Annotated in this window: 9 protein-coding genes, 3 rRNA genes and 1 pseudogene; all 13 read right to left on the reverse strand. The window is 43.0% G+C overall.

What is annotated here, in order from left to right:
• Positions 1-338: 338 nt before the first annotated feature.
• Positions 339-454, reverse strand: a 5S ribosomal RNA gene (gene rrf / locus C8270_RS03895).
• Between the two features lie 142 nt (positions 455-596).
• A 23S ribosomal RNA gene (locus C8270_RS03900) occupies positions 597-3,517 on the reverse strand.
• 178 nt (positions 3,518-3,695) lie between these two features.
• Positions 3,696-5,259, reverse strand: a 16S ribosomal RNA gene (locus C8270_RS03905).
• The 16S, 23S and 5S rRNA genes sit together here, the layout of an rRNA operon.
• 652 nt (positions 5,260-5,911) lie before the next feature.
• Positions 5,912-7,393, reverse strand: a complete 1,482-nt coding sequence (gene lysS / locus C8270_RS03910; RefSeq protein ID WP_106495578.1) for a lysine--tRNA ligase — start codon at positions 7,391-7,393, stop codon at positions 5,912-5,914.
• A gap of 291 nt (positions 7,394-7,684) precedes the next feature.
• Positions 7,685-7,882, reverse strand: a pseudogene (locus C8270_RS03915) (tRNA dihydrouridine synthase DusB); the annotation flags it as partial.
• Between the two features lie 75 nt (positions 7,883-7,957).
• Positions 7,958-8,182 carry a helix-turn-helix domain-containing protein gene (locus C8270_RS03920; protein ID WP_106495580.1) on the reverse strand — a complete coding sequence of 75 codons (225 nt, stop codon included), beginning with the start codon at positions 8,180-8,182 and terminating at the stop codon, positions 7,958-7,960.
• A complete protein-coding gene (folK, locus tag C8270_RS03925; RefSeq protein WP_106495581.1) occupies positions 8,152-8,664 on the reverse strand; it encodes a 2-amino-4-hydroxy-6-hydroxymethyldihydropteridine diphosphokinase in 513 nt (170 codons plus the stop codon). The genes C8270_RS03920 and folK overlap by 31 nt, the downstream gene beginning before the upstream one ends.
• Entirely contained in the window at positions 8,661-9,026 is a 366-nt protein-coding gene (folB, locus tag C8270_RS03930) for a dihydroneopterin aldolase (RefSeq protein WP_106495582.1), read from the reverse strand. Before folB ends, folK begins: the two co-directional genes overlap by 4 nt.
• The gene (folP, locus tag C8270_RS03935) at positions 9,019-9,849 is read right to left on the reverse strand and encodes a dihydropteroate synthase (protein ID WP_106495583.1); all 831 of its coding nucleotides are present in this window, start codon (positions 9,847-9,849) and stop codon (positions 9,019-9,021) included. Before folP ends, folB begins: the two co-directional genes overlap by 8 nt.
• A 154-nt stretch (positions 9,850-10,003) precedes the next feature.
• Positions 10,004-10,933 (reverse strand): cysteine synthase A, encoded by a 930-nt coding sequence (cysK, locus tag C8270_RS03940; RefSeq protein ID WP_106495584.1) that lies wholly within the window; start codon positions 10,931-10,933, stop codon positions 10,004-10,006.
• Between the two features lie 121 nt (positions 10,934-11,054).
• Positions 11,055-11,951, reverse strand: a complete 897-nt coding sequence (locus C8270_RS03945) for a peptidylprolyl isomerase (RefSeq protein ID WP_106495585.1) — start codon at positions 11,949-11,951, stop codon at positions 11,055-11,057.
• Positions 11,952-11,978: 27 nt separating this feature from the next.
• Positions 11,979-12,860 carry an Hsp33 family molecular chaperone HslO gene (gene hslO, locus C8270_RS03950; RefSeq protein WP_106495586.1) on the reverse strand — a complete coding sequence of 294 codons (882 nt, stop codon included), beginning with the start codon at positions 12,858-12,860 and terminating at the stop codon, positions 11,979-11,981.
• A gap of 90 nt (positions 12,861-12,950) precedes the next feature.
• Positions 12,951-13,721 (reverse strand): type III pantothenate kinase, encoded by a 771-nt coding sequence (locus tag C8270_RS03955; protein WP_106495587.1) that lies wholly within the window; start codon positions 13,719-13,721, stop codon positions 12,951-12,953.
• Between the last annotated feature and the right edge of the window lie 83 nt (positions 13,722-13,804).

The following is a 13,804-nucleotide window of genomic DNA, read 5'->3' on the forward strand; positions in this document are numbered from 1 at the left end:
TCCTTGTGTTACCGTGATGCCATTGAAAAAGTGTTTGAAATGAAAAATCGAAGCAAAAAAATACTATTATACAGATGTTTTATTGCTTTTCACTTTATATAGTGTTAAGTTAATGCTGATTTCAATAACCTTTCTTTTTCTGTATCCTCGCTACAACACTGCGAGTCTCACCGATGCCTTTTATCCCTTAGAGGAGAGGCCAACTAAGAATGGGCTTACGTTCAGGTACCAGCGCATACCCCTATAACGGGGCTATACATGATACTTCTTCAAAAACAACAATCTTTTTTGAAGATAGAAAAAAACTAAGATACAAATTACGTATCTTAGTTTTATTTGCCTGGCGGCGTCCTACTCTTGCAGGGGCAAAGCCCCAACTACCATCGGCGCTGGAGAGCTTAACTACTGTGTTCGGCATGGGAACAGGTGTGACCTCTCCGCTATTGCTACCAGACCTACATCTTGTAAGTCATTCTTGTTTAAAATTAAGGACAAGATATATTATATGCATTTTTGTCGAAAAATGCAAGTGTTTTTTATATTTTGTACCCTAAAAACTAAATAAGAGTTCTTCAAGCAACGAATCAAAAAGAAATATAGTTAAGTCCTCGATCTATTAGTATCCGTCAGCTCCACGTGTTACCACGCTTCCACCTCGGACCTATCAACCTCATCGTCTCTGAGGGATCTTACTCACTCGAAGTGATGGGAAGTCTCATCTTGAGGGGGGCTTCATGCTTAGATGCTTTCAGCACTTATCCTTGCCACACGTAGCTACCCAGCTATGCTCCTGGCGGAACAACTGGTACACCAGCGGTGTGTCCATCCCGGTCCTCTCGTACTAAGGACAGCTCCTCTCAGACTTCCAACGCCCACGACGGATAGGGACCGAACTGTCTCACGACGTTCTGAACCCAGCTCGCGTACCGCTTTAATGGGCGAACAGCCCAACCCTTGGGACCGACTACAGCCCCAGGATGCGATGAGCCGACATCGAGGTGCCAAACCTCCCCGTCGATGTGAACTCTTGGGGGAGATAAGCCTGTTATCCCCGGGGTAGCTTTTATCCGTTGAGCGATGGCCCTTCCATGCGGAACCACCGGATCACTAAGCCCGACTTTCGTCCCTGCTCGACTTGTAGGTCTCGCAGTCAAGCTCCCTTCTGCCTTTACACTCTGCGAATGATTTCCAACCATTCTGAGGGAACCTTTGGGCGCCTCCGTTACCTTTTAGGAGGCGACCGCCCCAGTCAAACTGCCCGCCTGACACTGTCTCCGAACCGGATCACGGTCCTGGGTTAGAATGTCCGTACAGCCAGGGTGGTATCCCACGGGTGCCTCCACCGAAGCTAGCGCTCCGGTTTCCAAGGCTCCCACCTATCCTGTACAAGCTGTACCAACATTCAATATCAGGCTACAGTAAAGCTCCACGGGGTCTTTCCGTCCTGTCGCGGGTAATGCGCATCTTCACGCATAGTATAATTTCACCGGGTCTCTCGTTGAGACAGTGCCCAAGTCGTTGCACCTTTCGTGCGGGTCGGAACTTACCCGACAAGGAATTTCGCTACCTTAGGACCGTTATAGTTACGGCCGCCGTTTACTGGGGCTTCGGTTCTACGCTTCGCGCCAATGGCGCTAACGCTTCCCCTTAACCTTCCAGCACCGGGCAGGTGTCAGCCCCTATACTTCGCCTTTCGGCTTCGCAGAGACCTGTGTTTTTGCTAAACAGTCGCTTGGGCCTATTCACTGCGGCTCCATGTAAATGAAGCACCCCTTCTCCCGAAGTTACGGGGTCATTTTGCCGAGTTCCTTAACGAGAGTTCTCCCGATCACCTTAGGATTCTCTCCTCGCCTACCTGTGTCGGTTTGCGGTACGGGCACCTGTGACCTTGCTAGAGGATTTTCTTGGCAGTGTGGAATCTGGAACTTCGGTACTCTAGTTCCCTCCCCATCACAGCTTGAAATTGTTGGACGGATTTGCCTATCCAACTTTCTAACTGCTTGGGCGCACACATCCATCGGTGCGCTTTCCATATCCTTCTGCGTCCCCCCATCGCTAATAGCGGTCATGAGGTGGTACAGGAATATCTACCTGTTGTCCATCGCCTACGCCTTTCGGCCTCGGCTTAGGTCCCGACTAACCCTGAGAGGACGAGCCTTCCTCAGGAAACCTTAGGCATTCGGTGAAAGAGATTCTCACTCTTTTTTCGCTACTCATACCGGCATTCTCACTTCTAAGCGCTCCACCAGTCCTCACGGTCTGACTTCACAGCGCTTAGAACGCTCTCCTACCATTGTTCAAAGAACAATCCGCAGCTTCGGTGATACGTTTAGCCCCGGTATATTTTCGGCGCAGAGTCACTCGACCAGTGAGCTATTACGCACTCTTTAAATGATGGCTGCTTCTAAGCCAACATCCTGGTTGTCTGGGCAACTCCACATCCTTTTCCACTTAACGTATACTTTGGGACCTTAGCTGGCGGTCTGGGCTGTTTCCCTTTCGACTATGAACCTTATCACCCATAGTCTGACTCCCAAGTCTAAGTAGCTGGCATTCGGAGTTTGACTGAATTCGGTAACCCGATGAGGGCCCCTAGTTCAATCAGTGCTCTACCTCCAGTACTCTTTGCTTGAGGCTAGCCCTAAAGCTATTTCGGAGAGAACCAGCTATCTCCGTGTTCGATTGGCATTTCACCCCTACCCACACCTCATCCCCGCATTTTTCAACATACGTGGGTTCGGGCCTCCTGTCAGTGTTACCTGACCTTCACCCTGGACATGGGTAGATCACACGGTTTCGGGTCTACGACCGCATACTATATTCGCCCTGTTCAGACTCGCTTTCGCTTCGGCTCCGTGTCTTCCACTTAACCTTGCATACGATCGTAACTCGCCGGTCCATTCTACAAAAGGTACGCCGTCACCCATTAACGGGCTTCGACTACTTGTAAGCGCACGGTTTCAGGTTCTCTTTCACTCCCCTTCCGGGGTGCTTTTCACCTTTCCCTCACGGTACTGGTTCACTATCGGTCACTAGGGAGTATTTAGCCTTGGGAGATGGTCCTCCCAGATTCCGACGGAATTCCTCGTGTTCCGCCGTACTCAGGATCCACTCCGGAGGAAATTCCTTTTCGATTACAGGGCTCTTACCCGCTATGGCTGATCGTTCCAGATCGATTCATCTAAAGAATTTCTTGGTAACTCCAAAGGAGTGTCCTACAACCCCAGAAAGCAAGCTTTCTGGTTTGGGCTGATTCCGTTTCGCTCGCCGCTACTTGGGAAATCGCGTTTGCTTTCTCTTCCTCCGGGTACTGAGATGTTTCAGTTCCCCGGGTCTGCCTCTTGTATCCTATGTATTCAGATACAAATACTGCTCCATTACGAACAGTGGGTTCCCCCATTCGGAAATCCTCGGATCGAAGTCTACTTACGACTCCCCGAGGCATATCGGTGTTAGTCCCGTCCTTCATCGGCTCCTAGTGCCAAGGCATCCACCGTGCGCCCTTATTCACTTAACTATTATATTAAGATTAAGAACTTAAATTTGATGTCGTTGAATGTCTTACTCTTATTTAGTTTTCAAGGTACAAAGCGAGAGATTCACTCTCTCAAAACTGAACCAAACAACCAAGTACGCCCTTACCGAGGAGATCATCTGAAATGACCTCACTCCGCGTTCCTTCTAATAATCCTTAGAAAGGAGGTGATCCAGCCGCACCTTCCGATACGGCTACCTTGTTACGACTTCACCCCAATCATTGGCCCCACCTTCGGCGGCTGGCTCCAAAAAGGTTACCTCACCGACTTCGGGTGTTGCCAACTCTCGTGGTGTGACGGGCGGTGTGTACAAGGCCCGGGAACGTATTCACCGCGGCATGCTGATCCGCGATTACTAGCGATTCCGGCTTCATGCAGGCGAGTTGCAGCCTGCAATCCGAACTGAGAATGGTTTTATGGGATTTGCTTGACCTTGCGGCTTCGCTGCCCTTTGTTCCATCCATTGTAGCACGTGTGTAGCCCAGGTCATAAGGGGCATGATGATTTGACGTCATCCCCACCTTCCTCCGGTTTGTCACCGGCAGTCACCTTAGAGTGCCCAACTTAATGCTGGCAACTAAGATCAAGGGTTGCGCTCGTTGCGGGACTTAACCCAACATCTCACGACACGAGCTGACGACAACCATGCACCACCTGTCACTCTGTCCCCGAAGGGAACACTCTATCTCTAGAGTTTGCAGAGGATGTCAAGACCTGGTAAGGTTCTTCGCGTTGCTTCGAATTAAACCACATGCTCCACCGCTTGTGCGGGCCCCCGTCAATTCTTTTGAGTTTCAGCCTTGCGGCCGTACTCCCCAGGCGGAGTGCTTAATGCGTTAACTTCAGCACTAAGGGGCGGAAACCCCCTAACACCTAGCACTCATCGTTTACGGCGTGGACTACCAGGGTATCTAATCCTGTTCGCTACCCACGCTTTCGCGCCTCAGCGTCAGTTACAGACCAGAGAGTCGCCTTCGCCACTGGTGTTCCTCCACATCTCTACGCATTTCACCGCTACACGTGGAATTCCACTCTCCTCTTCTGCACTCAAGCCCTCCAGTTTCCAATGACCGCTTGTGGTTAAGCCACAAGATTTCACATCAGACTTAAAAGACCGCCTGCGCGCGCTTTACGCCCAATAATTCCGGACAACGCTTGCCCCCTACGTATTACCGCGGCTGCTGGCACGTAGTTAGCCGGGGCTTTCTGGTTAGGTACCGTCAAGGTACCGCCCTATTCGAACGATACTTGTTCTTCCCTAACAACAGAGTTTTACGATCCGAAAACCTTCATCACTCACGCGGCGTTGCTCCGTCAGACTTTCGTCCATTGCGGAAGATTCCCTACTGCTGCCTCCCGTAGGAGTCTGGGCCGTGTCTCAGTCCCAGTGTGGCCGATCACCCTCTCAGGTCGGCTACGCATCGTTGCCTTGGTAAGCCATTACCTTACCAACTAGCTAATGCGCCGCGGGCCCATCTGTAAGTGATAGCAGAAGCCATCTTTCAACTTATCCTCATGCGAGAAAAAGTATCATCCGGTATTAGCCTCGGTTTCCCGAAGTTATCCCGATCTTACAGGCAGGTTGCCCACGTGTTACTCACCCGTCCGCCGCTCAATCCACAAGCATCCGCCCGAAGGTTTCAGCAAGTTTCACGCGCTCGACTTGCATGTATTAGGCACGCCGCCAGCGTTCGTCCTGAGCCAAGATCAAACTCTCCAAAAAAGTTTGTATGTGATTAACACCGATCAATCACATCTCAATGTCTTAGCTTTTAGAAGTGTTACCTTCTAGTTCTTTAAAAGAAAAACGGTTTGTGTTTTTCTTGACATACTGGTTGTTTTGTTCAGTTTTCAAAGAGCAAATTTGTTTGTCGCTTCAATTTAGCGACTTGATTATTATATCAAGCTGACAATCCAATGTCAATAACTTTTTATAATTTTTTAATCTGCTTTGCTTCATCAGCAACGCAACGTTTACTAATTTACCATGATTATTCCCTGAATGCAAGAGAAAAATGTAAATAAACAACAGGAAATTATTGTAGTTTATTTATCCGCCTTAATTTGTCCATAAATAAATAAGCCAGATAGCCTAGAATGGCAGTGTAAAACCCACCATTCAGCGCCATCCAATTCATTATAGAGGTTGCTCAAGAAGTCACCAATTGATACGTGGTCAATCTCTTCATTAAGCGATTTGTGGAACTTCTGCTAAAACCACCACATCCTGTGCAAGTCCGGTTCTAACGCAGTTATATTATGCACTCTAACCCTCAAGACTATACCACTTTGCTGCACAGGACGTGACGCTTTTCACTTCTAATTTAGCAGCCTTTTTTGAACTCGCATTTATGAGCACGGTGACAGTGACCAATTTACTTATTCCGCATTTGCGGGAACAACAATACATCGCGGATTGATGGTGAATTTGTTAATAGCATTACAAGACGGTCGATTCCTATACCAAGTCCACCAGTTGGAGCCATTCCATACTCCAATGCTTCTAGGAAGTCGTCGTCCATTAAATGGGCCTCGTCGTTTCCTTGTTCTCTTTCCTTAAGCTGTGCTTCAAATCGTTCTCTTTGGTCGATAGGATCATTTAATTCACTGAAGGCATTTGCATGTTCACGGCCAACAATAAACAGTTCAAATCGATCGGTAAAACGCCCATCCTCTTTATTTTTCTTTGCTAGCGGCGATATCTCTACCGGATGACCGTATATAAATGTAGGTTGGATTAGTTTCTCTTCAACTCTTTGTTCAAAGAATTCATTTACGACATGTCCAAACGTCATTGATTCTTTTATTTCTATCCCATGTTCAATTGCTAAACTTCTAGCGTCTTCATCACTCATCTGTTCCCAAAAATCTACACCTGTAAACTCTTTTACCGCATCTACCATGTGTAGTCTTGTCCACTGTGGTTCTAATGATACTTCCTCTTCCCCATACGTAATTGTTGTTGTCCCTAAAACTTCGTTTGCAATATGGGCAATCATATTTTCTGTTAACGACATGACATCATGGAAATCAGCGTATGCTTCGTACAATTCCATCATGGTGAATTCCGGGTTGTGTCTAGTTGATACACCCTCATTACGGAACACGCGGCCAATTTCGTATACCTTTTCCATTCCACCAACGATCAGACGCTTTAGATGTAATTCAATAGCAATACGCATATATAACGGGATATCCAATGCATTGTGATGTGTTACAAACGGTCTGGCAGCCGCCCCGCCCGGAATACCGTGCATCATTGGTGTTTCCACTTCTAAAAACCCTTGTTCATTTAAATAGTGCCGCATAGATTGAATAATTTTACTGCGTAATACAAACGTCTCTCTACTATCAAGGTTCGTAATTAAATCAAGGTAGCGTTGACGATAACGTTGCTCAACATCCTTTAAGCCATGATATTTTTCTGGTAATGGACGCATTGATTTAGTTAGTAAATGAAATTCGGTGGCCTTTACAGAAAGTTCACCGACTTTCGTTTTGAACATCACACCTGTTACACCGACAATGTCACCTAAATCAGTTGATTTAAATAACTCATATGCCTTTTCACCAATCGCATCTTTACGTACGTATATTTGGATTTGTCCGGTTAAGTCCTGCAAATGAGCAAATCCCGCTTTTCCCTTTCCGCGCTTTGTCATCATTCGTCCTGCAATGGTGACCTTATCCGTTTTTTCCTCTAATTCTTCTTTTGAAAACTGATCATATTTTTCAATTAACGATTTCGCAAAATGGGTTCTGTTAAATTTCCCTCCAAACGGATCAATCCCCTGTTCACGATAAGATTCTATTTTTTCCCGTCTCACACGCATATGTTCATTTAATTCTTCTGACAACATTATCACTCCATTGTTTATTTAATTGTCTGTATAGATAGGAAGAGGAAGTCACTTCAAACTTGGTATCTGCCCCGTCCATAATTCAGTCGAATAAACTTCATTACATCGCTATAATTTTATGATTTCCTTAAGTATAAACAAAAAACTGCCAGCAAGCCACTGGCAGGATTTCTCTTCATTATAAGTATAGGAAATGCAATTGGTCATGTCAATTATACGAGTTTAAGATGTGCTTATTGCCTTTTCTAATTCGCTAGCATACGTATACAGAATATCTAACAATCCCTATCTTATCTCAACATGATTGATACGTGCTCTTACATTTCCATTCCCTTTTAACCCTTTCAAATAGCACGCAACGTATTTGTGCATTTCCATAACGGCTACTCGTTCTCCTTTAACGTTGATTAAACGATCCGCATGAAGCATGCACACACTGATTTTTTCCATTGGTTTAGGGGTATCAATTAGATCGTTAATTTCTAACTCCCACCATTGGCGCAAGAACCACTTGATTCGGAGTCGAAATATTCTCTAGTTAAAAGGTACTAAGCCCCTCCTTTATTTACCTGCCATCCATTTTTCGTCTAACATTAACTCTTCCCGTGAGACCGCTAATGTTTCACCAATTTTATTAATCAGCTCATCACTTGCCACTTCTGTTCCCCGTTCAACCCTGCCTAATACAGCTATCGAAACATCAATTTCCTTTGCAAAGGTTATTTGTGTATATCCTTTCAATTTACGAAATGCTTTTATTCTTCTACCGAGTCGCTTTGTGTCCATCTTGTTACATCCTTCTTATCTTGGGCTGACAATTCCTTCACCAAGTCTGTCACGCTCTTATTCTGATTCGGGATACATAAATTCGGTTCGATTTCCGCTAACGGAACAAGTACAAAGGCTCGTTCATGCATCCGGGGGTGTGGTATAATTAGCCGTTTTGTTTCTCTATTTTCATTATTAAAGATTAAAATATCAAGATCTATAGTACGTGGACCAAAACGAATTTCCCTCTTTCGGCCTAATTGAAGCTCGATTGACTGACAAACGTCCAATAACTCTATCGCTGAAAGATCCGTGTTTAGCTCAATAACCATGTTTAAAAAATCTGCTTGATCTGTATAACCAACTGGTGCTGTTTTATATATAGATGACTGGTTCGTAATCTGAATAGCGCTATGCTCTTCTAACATTGTCAATGCTTTCTCTAAATGTAGATGTCGCGGTTCAATATTTGATCCTAATGCAACATAAATACCCATCATAATGATTTCTCCCGGGTAATTTCCACAGCAACCGATTGATAGTGACCTGGTATCGGGGGATCTGGCTTCGTTACTTTCACTGTGCACGCTACTAATAAATCAAAGGATGAAAGTAATATGTCAGCAATCTTTTCAGCAACTGCTTCTATAAGATTCTTCGGTTCCCCTTCTACTATATTTTTGATTAATTCATAAACATGTCCATAATCAATCGAATCATCCATTACATCAGATAGCCCAGGTTTTTTTAAGTCCATCATTAGCTCTACATCAACATAAAATCGCTGACCAAGTTTGTTTTCTTCGGGAAAAAGGCCGTGGTATCCATAAAACTCCATACGGTTTATTGTAATTTTATCCATTCATTGTCGCCTCTTTCCGTAACATCGCATCCATCATTTTTGCTAACTCTACATTCATTTTTACATTGTGTACACGGATAATTTGCGCACCTTTTGCTATCCCAAGACAAGTTGTTGCGCCTGTACCGTTATCACGTTCAGGGGCTTGTACATCTAACACCTTACCTATGAACGACTTCCGGGAGGTCCCTAACAAAACTGGATATCCTAGGTCGGCGAATTTTTCAAGGTTGTTCATCACAACTAGATTGTCCTCCGCTGTTTTCGCAAAACCTACACCCGGATCAAGAATAATATTTTCCTCAGCTACACCAGCCTTAATTGCAATTTCAATACTATCATGTAAATCCCGTTTCATATCATCGATTAATGATGTGTAGCTTTTGTTATCGCGATTGTGCATTAATATAATCGGAACATTATACTCTGCTGCAACGTTTGCTATTTCGGGATCTTTTTTTGCTCCCCAAATATCATTAATGATCTCTGCACCAGCCTCAATCGCTTGTCTCGCCGTCTCTGCTTTATATGTATCAATTGATATAGGTACATGGATTGCTTGCTTAACCGCGTGAATCATCGGTAAAACTCTATTTAACTCCTCTTGTAATGATACCGCTTGATGGTCAGGCCTTGTTGACTCCCCGCCAATATCAATCATATCTGCACCTTGATGTTCCATTGTCACAGCCTGCTCAACTGCCTTAGCTGTAGTTGTATAGCTACCCCCATCAGAAAATGAATCTGGCGTTACATTCAAAATACCCATTATGTTTGTTCTTTTTGCTAAATCAAACGTATTCGTCCCTGTTTTTAATATCATGATAGCAACCCTTCTTCCAGTGCAATTTTTCCCTCTATATCTTATCACATAAAAAAGGACTAGCACCAGTCCACCTGATGCTACCCCTCCTTTGCATGATGTTAAAAGAAACCGACTTAAATTCTGGACCTATTTAACGGATGCGTATAATTATTTAGTTTTCCTCATCAAATTGATAAAGCGGTGTAGATAAATAACGTTCACCATTATCAGGTAATACTGCAAGCACTTTTTTACCTTTACCTAATTGTTTTGCAACCTTTTTCGCTGCCGCTATTGCCGCACCAGAGGAAATTCCACCTAGAATACCATCTAGTCTTGCCGCCTCACGTGATGCAGTAAATGCTTCGTCATTGGAGATGCGCACAACTTCATCATAAACATCTGTGTCTAGAACTTTTGGTACAAACCCTGCACCAAGACCTTGAATTTTATGTGGACCAGGGTTGCCACCAGATAGGACTGCTGAATCTTCTGGTTCGACTGCATAAACCTTAATATCTTTAAAATGATCCTTTAACACTTTTCCAGCACCTGTAATTGTTCCACCAGTACCAATACCAGAAACGAATCCATCAAGTCCGTCTTTCATTTGTTCAACAATTTCGTTTCCAGTTGTACGTGCGTGCACTTCCGGGTTTGCCTCATTGGTAAATTGTTGCGGCATGAAATAACCATTTTCTTCTTTAAGTTCCTCAGCCTTTTTAATAGCGCCATTCATTCCATCAGCACCTGGTGTCAAAACTAGCTCAGCACCATATGCACGTAATAAATTACGACGTTCTTTACTCATCGTATCTGGCATAACAATAACCGTTTTATACCCTTTAGCTGAACCGATCATCGAAAGTCCAATCCCTGTATTACCACTAGTTGGTTCGATAATCGTATCTCCTTCTTTTAAAATACCTGCCTTTTCTGCGGCTTCAATCATTGACATTGCAATACGATCTTTTACAGAACTACCTGGGTTCATAAATTCTAACTTCAAATAAATGTCTGCACTATCTTTGTCGGCAGCGCGGTTTAACTTTACAATTGGTGTTTGCCCAACTAACCCCGCAATATTATCTGCAACTCTCATATGAATTCCCTCCTAATTCCTAGTATTTTTGTATGATTTATTTATAATGTACGCTGTTGACCTGTTTTTGTCAACTAAAATAGGCAATAGTCCACTGTTATTTTAGCCCGAAAAACAACTGCTATTCAAAGACCCATTCAATATCAGCATTGTCCCAAAGCGAATTGGCTGTTAAGGATAGTCCGTTTTTTTCCAATGCTAATTCTTCTTTTACATATGGTTTTATTTCATCATAGGTAAATGTAATGGATGGTAACTTTCGATGCAAGTAGATAATCGACACACCACGATCACTTTTGAAAGGTTCACTATATGACCGTTGTTCCATCTCTTGTGCTATTTCCTCATAACCATTAGGAAGGAATTGACTTGAATTCACAAAAAAGCCTAAATAACCTCCAGCGCTTTTTGTCTCTTCATCAATTGAATACTCGTTCGCTAACAATTTAAATGATGCACCATCGTTTAGTTCTTTAATCACTTTTTTTGCCGTTTTAAAATCAGATACAACAATGTGTGAAATTTGCATGGATGCTTGAAAATCATATTGTTTTTGGTACCCATTATAATAGGCTCTAATTTCACTCTCATCAACCATCGTATCCTCGGCTAGAAGCGCCATTAACTGATAGCGATAAACAATATTTTTTCGCCATTTTTTCTCCTTGACTTCCGTTTCCTCTTCGGTCATAATTCCTTGCATAGTCGTCAATAGGGCGATTTCCCGATCAATCACTTTCTCATTGACCTCAATGTTACGTTTACTTGCTAATTGTCCCACAAGTTTATGATCGACTAATTGCTTTAGCAGACTTTTGCCATGTACGTCTCTAAGTGATTGCATCCAGTCATTGTACGAGATCTCCTCATCACCAATCGTTGCTACTGGTTTCCCACTGTCAATTTTAGCTTTGGTCCCATCGATGGCCACATTTTCATCTTTGTTCCAAGCCAATAATGTCGTAATGTTTGTAACAATTAATACAACCACGACTCCTAACAAAAGTCTTCTTGACATATGGTCACCCTTTCAAAAATCCAAGCGTTATTGCTCATTCAAGCGTTGCAATTCCTCAAGCTCAGCTTCACTAAATTGATAGCTCTCATTACAAAAATGACATGTTGCTTCTGCGCCATGATCTTCATCAATCATCTGTTGAATTTCTTCATTACCTAGTCCTCTGATGGCATTTTCGATTCTTTCTCTTGAGCATTTACATGTAAACGTTACTGGCATCCGTTCGTGAAAATTAAGCTCCTCTTCCCCGAATAATCGTTGTAAAATTTGCTCTGGCGAATTTCCTTCTCTAATTAAATTTGAAATGGCCGGGAAAAATTGAATTTGTTCTTCTAGCCGTTTAATAATTTCTTCATCCGCACCAGGCATTACTTGTACAATGAATCCACCTGCAGCCAATATTGTTTGGTCTGGATTAACCAATACACCAGCACCTACAGCTGAAGGGACCTGTTCTGAATTTGCATAGTAGTAGGTAAAATCCTCGCTTATTTCTCCAGAAACGATTGGAACTTGACCTGTAAAATAATCTTTTAAACCTAAATCTTTGACAACGCTTAGACTTCCTTCCGTTCCTACTGCACGAGCAACGTCTAATTTACCCCGGTCATTGAGATCAAAATCTACATGTGGATTTGTGACATATCCTCGCACTTCACCATTAGCGTTTGCATCGGCAATAATAGCACCAATCGGACCGTTTCCTTCAACTTTTACCGTTAACGAATCTTCTCCTTTTAACATAGCACCCATCATCGCTGTTATTGTAACCGTTCGCCCTATAGCAGCAGATGTAGTTGCCCATGTATCTTGTCTACGTCTTGTTTCCTCTACCATGTTTGTTGATTGAATGGCATAAGCGCGTACCATTCCTTGATATGTTGTTGCTTTTACTAAATAATCCTTCATGATGCATAATCTCCTTTATAAGGTTGTAAAAAAGTTCGATATAAAACACATCGAATTTCTTCGTTTGAACACGAAATTTATGAAACGAATTTATTGCATATTTTTTTGATAAATTAAATATAACCCTTTTAATGTTAAATGTTTATCAACGTAATCGATTGTTGTTGATGCATCAGATATTAAAGAAGCAAGACCTCCTGTCGCAACAACTTTTGGCTCAACCGTTGCTTGTTGTTTGATGCGCGTAACAATTCCATCTACTTGTCCTACATAACCATAAAACACACCAGATTGCATTGCTTCAACAGTTGTTTTTCCAACTACATGCTCTGGTGCTTGAATTTCAATTTTTGGTAGTTTTGATGCTTTACTATATAATGCTTCCATGGAAATATGGATCCCCGGCGCAATCGAGCCACCCTGATATTCTTCTTTTTCATTGATATAACAATACGTTGTCGCTGTACCAAAATCAATAATAACGAGTGGTGCGCCATATTCTGCAATTGCACCAACTGCATTCACAATACGATCTGCTCCAATCTCCTTTGGGTTCGGATATCCCATTTTCAAAAATGACTGGACCGTGTCTTTGCCAATAATTAAAGGCTCTTGGTTAAAATAATACGTACACATTTTTTCTAATGCAAACATAATAGGTGGTACAACGGATGAAATAATAATACCGTGAATATCAGAAAAGCTGATTCCTTTATGATCAAAAAGCGATTTTATTAAAACGCCAAATTCATCTTCTGTTTTATGTCGATCGGTTTTAATCCGCCATTCATGTTTTAGCTGATCTTGTTCAAATACACCTAAAACAGTATTCGTATTGCCTACGTCAAGCACGAAAAGCATTTCTTACCAAACCCTTCTCTATGTCATTTTCTTATCTTTTTAATATACCATATTTGTATCAGAAAAAAACAACCTCGCCATTC

The sequence above is a fragment of the Lentibacillus sp. Marseille-P4043 genome (assembly GCF_900258515.1).
Lineage (GTDB): Bacteria > Bacillota > Bacilli > Bacillales > Amphibacillaceae > Lentibacillus_C.